The organism is Candidatus Viridilinea mediisalina, assembly GCF_002532535.1.
In the GTDB taxonomy this organism is placed as follows: domain Bacteria; phylum Chloroflexota; class Chloroflexia; order Chloroflexales; family Chloroflexaceae; genus Viridilinea; species Viridilinea mediisalina.
This window is the reverse complement of sequence record NZ_NQWI01000161.1, coordinates 1-8368: the sequence shown is the minus strand read 5'-3', so window position 1 is coordinate 8368 and position 8368 is coordinate 1. Positions and strand designations below refer to the sequence as shown.

The following is an 8368-nucleotide window of genomic DNA, read 5'->3' as shown; positions in this document are numbered from 1 at the left end:
TGCAGGCATGAGAACCTCCTCAGAAAGGCTTGACACTTCTGCGAGTTATTATACCGGATTATTTACTGGAACACCATAAGCCGGCACTCCAACGCCAAACCATAGACTTTTCAGACAGCCTCTAAGGGCCAGAAGTCTTCCACCTATCCCCATCGGAAAATCCGTCGTCGCTGGCTTTAATCTCATACCACACCCAAGCTCCCTCTGGGTCGCGTTGAGTGGGACAATCTGAAGATGAGGGACTATCTCTGTTCAGCTTGATACGAATTGTAAGTGGCTTGGTCTATCTCAATAAGACCTACCTTGACACCCATACTGTAGCCACGAGGAAGATTCCATGACCATCCAAGAGCATGACTTCGCGCGCGTACAGGTTTTGCAGCGCCCCACGGTTGAGTACCTTCCGTCGCCATTGCCTGAGGAGCAACCATCGCAGCCTACGCCGATGCAAGCGTACCCCTATGACTGCTTTATTTCCTACCATGCTCCCGACCGCGAGGTGGCGAGGTGGCTGACAAACCAGCTTCGGCAGGCTGGTCTACGCCCGTGGTTTGATCAGGACGAAATCCTGACGGGTCAACTCTGGATGGAGCGGGTTGAGGAGGGGTTGACGCAGGCCCGCGCAACCCTGGTACTGATTGGCCCCCATGGGGTGGGGCGCTGGCAGCGCCAAGAGGCGTATGTCGCCATCCGTCAGGCCATGAGTGCGCCCGATCAGCGCCCCGTCATTCCGGTGCTGCTCCCCGGTGGTGATCGCCACGGTCTGCCCCTGTTGCTCGATAGCTTCTCGTGGGTAGACTTGAGCCAAGGGCTGGACGATCCCGCTACCTTTGCCCGCCTCTTGGCTGGCTTGGAGTGATCGCGTTGTGGCTGTTCTCGTCTTTCAGATAATGTTTCTGGAACCTCTAGGATCGTGGGAGGGGTTTTCGGGGAGGGCTTCGCCCTCCCCGAACCCCTCCCTTCGTTGGTGTTGGTGGTTGCGCCACCAACACCAACGAAGGGAGGGGCGTAGCCCCTACGCACCCTTGAGCAGCCTACCGACTACAATAGCCCCCGCTGATCGCCTGGCTTGCGAGAAGACGGTCGGCGTAGCGCGGCGGTGCAGGATCGCTGATCACGTTGCCGTAGAAGGTGTCCACTTGGGCCGCACAGTTGGGTAGACGTACCCGTAGGATGGTTGTTGCACCGGGTTGGAGCAGTTTCTTCGTGGAGTCAAAGAGACTCTGGTTGCTTAATCCTGATCCATAGACGGCATACGAGGCCAGCCCAACATTGTAGCGGCAGGTTGGCGAATAGTTCATCATCGCCACTTCGCCGTTGGCGAGGAAGGTTGGGTGCAGATCGTCAAGGGCACTGTTGATGTCACACTCCGGGCCGCATGGTGCATGCTCGTCGGGGACGATGTAGAGACGCCCCTGATTGGTGTCGAGGGTTACACTGCCGTCGGTACCGACCGCTTGGATGAAGTAGCGTGACCATGCTTTTGCCTCGAAGGTGGCGGTCCAGCGCGGGCCGGTTTTACGCATGGGGTGCGCCGTAAAGCGTCCATCTTCGATCAGGACAACTTCGACGCGCTCGATGCCGGATCCGTCACGGATGTTGAATCTGACACGCTGGTTGAGACGGCAGTTGGTTGCGCGCCCTCCGAAGACTGCTGGTTGCCCTCCGGGGCGTTTGGCGGTCAGTTCGACATCCATGGTGTGGATCAGGCGCTGGATGCTGCCTAGCGGGTGCCATTGGCCGGTAGCAAACAACAGGTGGCTGTTGCCGTCGCCTCCGGTGAAGGTGTGCAGCAGGACGGGGCGGTCACATGTGCCGCCTGTGTAGGCTCGTTCGCTGTAACGCTGAGGCTCATTGATGGGTGCCCCACTTACAATCACCGGATCAAACCCCATAATGTCTTCAAAGTGTGCATCACGGATCAAGGCACCGCCAACCCTGGGATCGACAGGCAGCGTGACGGCGGGCTGCAAGGGTAGGCCCGAGTCGCTGAGCAGCATGCTACTGCCTCCGTCGGTGCTGCTCCGGTAGTAGCTGCCCTCGGCTCTGGTGGTTGCCGTATGCACAAAGCTGAGTTGCAGCAGGCTGCCGGGCGTGGCAAGCTCGCGCTGCGGCACTGGGTTGGTGGCTATGGCCGGGCTTGCTGCGGGCATTGAGGCGGCCACGGAGGGGGCAGGGAGACGCAAGCGGTAGTCGGGCGGCCCGAAGAGCGCGATGCCGCTGATGGTCTTGATGTGACGGTTGCTGTGGAGGAGCCCACTCACCCCACGGTAGTCGGTCAATGCCCGCCGCAAGCCATCGGCTAGGGTTATATCCTCCTGGTTGAGCAGGTAGTCCATCAGATACAGGTTGAGCCGCTCGGCATAGGCGAACGCGCCTTCTTCTTCAATCGTTCCTGCGTAGGCGTAGTTCAAAAACCCAAAGCTCGGTTGGCCCAAGCCCGCCAATTCAGTAACCAAGGTCGGTTCGTCGGGGCTGCCTGCCGTTACCCCGCTGTGGCAGCCGAGCAACAGGATCAGGTTGAGCGCGTTGGGGCCAGGGGTATTGCGGCGGATCGTGTTGATGGTGGCATCACCAATCACTTCACGAGCGGCATGGTCGCTCACCTGGATGATCCGTCCGCTGCTAGTGAGGGCCGGGAAGCCCGCCGCGACACTTCTGGGAATGGTGTTGCACGCAAGGCTTTGTCCGAGCCCAAGGCCCAAGGCGAGGCCGCGTTCGTTCATCATCATGCAGAGTTCGCGCTGTACCAACTCGGTCAGGTGTACCGCTACGCCCGACACGGTACCGGCGTTGAGCACCAGCGTGCCACCCTGAGCGACGTAGCGCTCTAGGGCTGCCGTAATCTCATGTGGGCTGCCCGGCTGACGACTGGTGGTGACATCAAGCGCATCATAAACGCGATCAGTGGGGTAGTGGTTGGCTCTGAAGAGGCTAAAGAGCGGATCTTCCCACGGGATGGACATGGCGTAGTAGGATTGCGGGTAGCTCAGGGGATCGTTGTCGGGCAGATCGGGCGCTGCGCCATAGGGGATGACGTCGTCGTCGCCGATGATGTAGAGGTAGCGTGGAGCCTCTGCCAGCAGTGCAAGCTGCGGGGCAACATAGGCCACAATGGCGGCTTGCAGGGCGTTGCGCGCCTCTACCGCATCCTGCGCGCGCTGGTCAATCTCTGCCACCGGCTGCGCCGCATTGAGGCTCTGCTCGAGTAGGGCGATGCTGGCATCCCACGCTTCGTAGGCACAACTCAACCCCGCAGGCTCGTCGGCACAGGGCAGGGCTTCATCAAGCGGAAGCTCCAACGCGCCATTCATGCTCACATATGCGGCCAGGGCGCTACGAACGTCCGCCACCGGCCCACGGGCGGACAAACGGGCCATGTTGGTCAGCACAATGACTTCCGGGTCGCTCGGTGTGGGCAAGAGTTCTACTGTATCCTGATTGTTCGCCAACTCGCGATCATCGCCGCTATAGCTCAATCCTGCCGTCACGAGCAGTTGCGTCCCGGTCGTGATACTTGTGGGCATGCGGTAGCTCAGACGCAGCACCTGCTCGCCCGCAACAGGTAATGGCTCAACCTCCCAGACAAGCGTACCACTGGTGGGTTGGGTTGCCCCCACAGCCTCAACCAGGGTAACACTGGGGGGCAATTGGAGCGTAACGCGCACACTCGTCGTGAGCGCTTGGGTACCAGGGTTACTCAGGAAGAGCTGAAGCGTCCCTACAGCATCAAGGGGCGTCATGCGCTGCCCACCGATCACCAGCGCCGGATCGGGCGCATCGCGGTAGTCGAGATTGATGCGCGCACGGGCTTCATTGTTGATAGTAAAGATCTCTTCGGCTACTGCTGGCGCTTGCACCTCCACCTGCACACGCCCCGGACGCTGCTCACGGGCTACGCCAAAGGTCAGGTTGTAGCTCCTGCGCTCACCCGCCCGCAGGAGTGGCCGGGTGAGCACAAGAGATTCGGTGGCAGGTTGGGGGCGGCGTATGCCATTGAGCATCACCAGCTCTAAGCCATTGCCCCAAGTAACATCAATATTGCCCGCAGCAGCAACCAAGAGGCCCTGGTTGGTAGCGGTGAGGATACAGGTAAACTCGGTCGCCCCGCGCGCCTGGGTGGGGCAATCGAGGCGCAGATCCAGGTCGGGCGAAGCATCAAAGAGGCGCACAACGCCCGCTTGGATGCCACCAGTCAGCAGCGTGCGATCCTCGGCATAGTTGCTAGAAGCAGCAAGCGCCAGAGGGCGAATAGGCAGGCCAAAAATGCGCGTCCAAGTGCCGCCCACTTGGCCCTGGAAGAAGCCCCGATCAGTTGCGGCAAAGAGGCGATTATTATTGATAGGTGAACCAACCATGGCGGTCACACTCCGGGCCGCCGTACCATCGGGCTGCACCAGATTCTGCGCCGCCGCCCACATGCTCGTAGTATCGCAGGGGCGCGTATAGATCGCCGCTGGCGTCGCGTTATTGGCGCTATTGGTGCCCACTGCCAGCGTACATGGGCCAGGCTCAGGGCTAATCCAGACCGCCCCAATGCTCAATTGGCCGCCATTGGGTGCCGGTAAGGCCGGGAAGGGCGTAAGCCCGGTTTCACGCTCCCAGAGCCAGAGCCCATCGCCAAAGGTGGCAATAACGGCGCTGGAGTTGCCGCGTGCCCCCGGAAAGAACTCGAGCGCACTGATCCCACGGTTCGCCCCAACGCTGAGAATATCCCAGTTGTCGGTACGTACTACCAACTGGCCGCCCGGCCCGCCTGAGCGCCCGATCAGCAGCACACTGGCGTCATTGCTCACCCGTAGGGTCGCCGGGTTGAGATTGCTACTCAGGGGCAGCATCCACGGGCTCATAGAGGTCGGCGTAAGCTCAAAGAGGCCATTGGGGCCAACGGCCAGCAGCGGGCCATGGGGCAGCAACGCGAGCGAACGAACCATCTGGGTAAAATCGGGATTGAAGGCTGCCCAATTCTGCCCACCATCATCACTCACCATCACCCCCGCCTGGGTTGCCGCATAGGTACGCGCCCCAAGCGTGCGCAACTCATAGATACTCGGCGTCCCCAAGCCCTGCTGGGGTGTCGCCGCATCACGCATAGCGCGGAGTTCCCATGGCGCAGCGGCACCCTCGCGCTGGTTCAGGCCAGCCGCTGTAATCGCCCATACCGTAGTGCCACTACTAGCCAAGGCGCTTACCACCCCCGGCAAACCCTGCTCAAGCCAACTACTCCTCGCGCCATTAGTCGCAAACAGGCCATTGCGCGTCCCTACCAGCAAGCCCTGGGCTGGTTCAGCCGCCAGCGCGAGCACCGCTTCGCTGCGTAGGCGTACCCAAGCCAACGTACTAGCTTGTTGGATAAAGAGCCCTTGGGTGCCACCGGCATAGAGGCTACCGCCATACACTGCGAGCGCGCGTGTGCCCTCAGGCGGGGGCGGCAGATTTGTTGCGGTTTGCCAGAGCAGCATAGGTTCACTCGTGGTGTGGGATTGGGCGGCAGCCACCTGCACCAAACCAGCATCACCAAGCACAAAGAGCGTACCCTCGGCATCAAAGGTAAGAGCTCGCACACGGCCCACCGGACTCGTCCGGGCTGTCCAGGTAGCCCCATAATCGGACGACTGGTAGAGCGCACCGTCCAGACTACTCGCAATCAGCAGGTCACCACCGGAGGTGGCGCGGTAAGCGGCGAGGGCGGCCAGTTCGGGTTGGTTACGCATGGTAGCCCGATTGCCCAACAGACCAAGCCAACCCGTCATGCCCGGAGAGTGGCGCAGCAACAAGCCGTCGCGGGCCGCCACATAGATCATCTGGTTGGCATCACTGCCCGTTGCCGCCACCAGGCTGGGTTGGCCCCCAGCCATACCCGCACTAACCATATGCTCTTGGCGTAGTTCAATTGGCACCACGCGTGCGCCCCAATACTCATCAATCCGCAGATCGGCCAACGTGAGATCGAGGCTACCAATTAGAGCTTCATGGCGCACCGTAAAGCGCACCACCGTGCTGCTGATCACATCCAAACTCGTAAGCCGCCCAATATCCATAAGGTAGATCGGATCATCCAACTCCAACTGGCTCAAATAGCGCGTCTGAGTAATAACAGGCGAAAGATCAAACTCCTCAGAAGTACTGAGCGGCACCAAAAGTTGGGCACTCACCTCAACAGCTTCGAGGGCTTGACCATTGAGCGTAGCCGTCCCAATCACACAGAAGGGATCGGGGAGTTGCTTGCCACTACTGCCTCTGGGAAGTTGCTTACCACTACTACCACGGGGAGCAATCCCACCACAGGGCCAATTCAACGCAAGCTGCATTGGGATAGGCTGTTGCTGCCAGATAAAGGGCACAAGCGAACGGTGATCCTCACGCGTGGCCACAATCCAGAGGCGCGTTCCTGCGGGCAGATCACCAGGATCGAGCTGAAAATCCACACGATCGCCCGCCTCAAAGCGATCCAGCAGGTCACCCTCTAGCCCATCGCGGTAGAGTTCGAGCGTGTAGCCACTCACCGGCGTGCGGCTCTCGGTATCCAACTCATAGACCCGGCCATAGATGGGGGCCGGAGGTATCGGCGTCTCAATCGAGAAAGGAGCGGTCATAAAGGTGCGCGTAAGCGGATCGGGGCGAAAGCCAACGATCTCACGGACCTCGTTGTTCCCAACCTGCACCCGAATATCCAGGTGATCGCCCGGCAGCACCCCCAGTTGCTCCAGGGGCAGGGCCGCAATAGCCTCACCCAGCGGCCCATCCACCGTCTGCCGCGCCAAGGCCGTCAGGGTAAAATCCTCAAACGTGACCGTAACCAGCGCTCCGGGCAGCGGCGCACCCGTAGCATCAACCACCGGCACCAAAAGACAGAAGGGCGCAGCGGGGTCAACACCATAGACATTGCACTGATAGGCAGGCACCTGAGCCGCAGCGGGGCGCACCGTCATGGTGAAAAGCAGCAACAGCGCGAGTGAAAAGGTGACAAATGAACGGTGAGGCATCATACCATTTCCGATTGTAGATTGTAGATTGTAGATTGTAGATTGTAGATTACCGAACATGAACGTCCCAATGGGCTTTCGCGTTCTTGATTACGCGGCATGTTCAAGGGTAGTTGGCATATAGAGTGGCCGTCACGGTTGTGGACATGTATTCAGCAACAGCGCCTCGACAAAGAGCCGATCAGCGGCATCTACCATGCCGTCGCCAGTGGGGTCAAGCCCTGGATGGAAACCGGGATCAGCGGCGGTGAGCCCCTCAGCCGCCCGGATCAATTCGTAGTCAGCCTCAGTAATCTGACCATCGCCATCAGCATCGCCACGCAGCAACACAAACGCATCCAACCAGCCCGCCCGCTCGAGGCTAGCATTACCCGAACGATCAAAGGCAACAACACCTAGATCAACCGCCCGGCAGGGCACATCCAAATCGGCCACCAGCGTCGTCTCAGCACTCTGGTTGGCCAAGAGCGTCGCTTGACCATCGCGGGTATAAGCGACACTAAAGCCCTGCACGCCAGAGGCGGGCACCGTCGGTAGTGCGGGGTCCTCTGCGCTATAGCTCACCACATGGCGACCCGGCGTTAACGCCTGTGCCGACTCGAGGGCCGGTTGGATGAAGTTGGCAAAGGGCGCCTCGCTGTCGAGCCGGAGGTAGGAGCGGCCTGGGGTGACGAGCGTACCATTGCTTAGGCGGCACTGGAGGATTTCTGCTCTTTCATTCTCAAAATTGACCGACTGCGTAGCCACGCGCACCTCACGCGGATTCTCCCTCACCTCAACAGTTACCCCACCCCAGCAGTAGTCAGTCGTACCAGCATAGTTCAGAAAGAGAATATCCCCCGGCACCACCTGGTTCTCTGGCACCGGCACCGCCCCGGCATTCAACAGCGCCACACGCAGCGCATTCATCGCAATATAGCTCTGGTCTGCGGTCGTGCCATTGCAACGAGCGGGGGCAAAGTTGGCTGCGCGTAGCATACAATCAATAAAGAGCGCCCCATTGAAACCAGGCAACGTATGGCCAAAGGGACTAGTATTATCGCGTCCATGCTGACGCGCAGCACTCACCAAGGTATTGATACGAAAACCATTGAAGGCTTGTGGACTCAACCCAGGGATGCTGGTAAACATATGGTGCAAACTCTCGCTACGCCGGGTACTGGCGAGCATACCAAAGGTTGCGGGCGTCTCTTGGCTGGGCAGCATCTGCTGCATCTGGCCGGTGCCGCGCATTATCAACGGCATAAAGATGCGGTAGCCCTGCGCGAACGTTTGCTCCTCATTGTTTGACGTATCGCCATCGCCAGGGGTGGTTCCGCTGCCCCCATCGCCATCGCCAGGGGTGGTTCCGCTGTTCCCATCGCCATCGCCAGGGGTGGTTC

The 8368-nt window shown here is 60.1% G+C and carries 3 protein-coding genes; 1 reads left to right on the top strand and 2 read right to left on the bottom strand.

Features of this window, described 5'->3' with window-relative positions; all coding sequences use genetic code 11:
- Positions 1-337 precede the first annotated feature (337 nt).
- Complete coding sequence (locus CJ255_RS19995) at positions 338-859, top strand: toll/interleukin-1 receptor domain-containing protein (protein WP_097645849.1); 522 nt, start codon at positions 338-340, stop codon at positions 857-859.
- Between the two features lie 175 nt (positions 860-1034).
- Here CJ255_RS19995 and CJ255_RS19990 read toward each other — a convergent pair whose 3' ends face one another.
- Positions 1035-7046, bottom strand: a complete 6012-nt coding sequence (locus CJ255_RS19990) for a DUF11 domain-containing protein (RefSeq protein WP_124682025.1) — start codon at positions 7044-7046, stop codon at positions 1035-1037.
- 72 nt (positions 7047-7118) lie between these two features.
- Positions 7119-8368: hypothetical protein (locus CJ255_RS23785; RefSeq protein WP_217352502.1), on the bottom strand; the 1250-nt coding region annotated here is incomplete at its 5' end.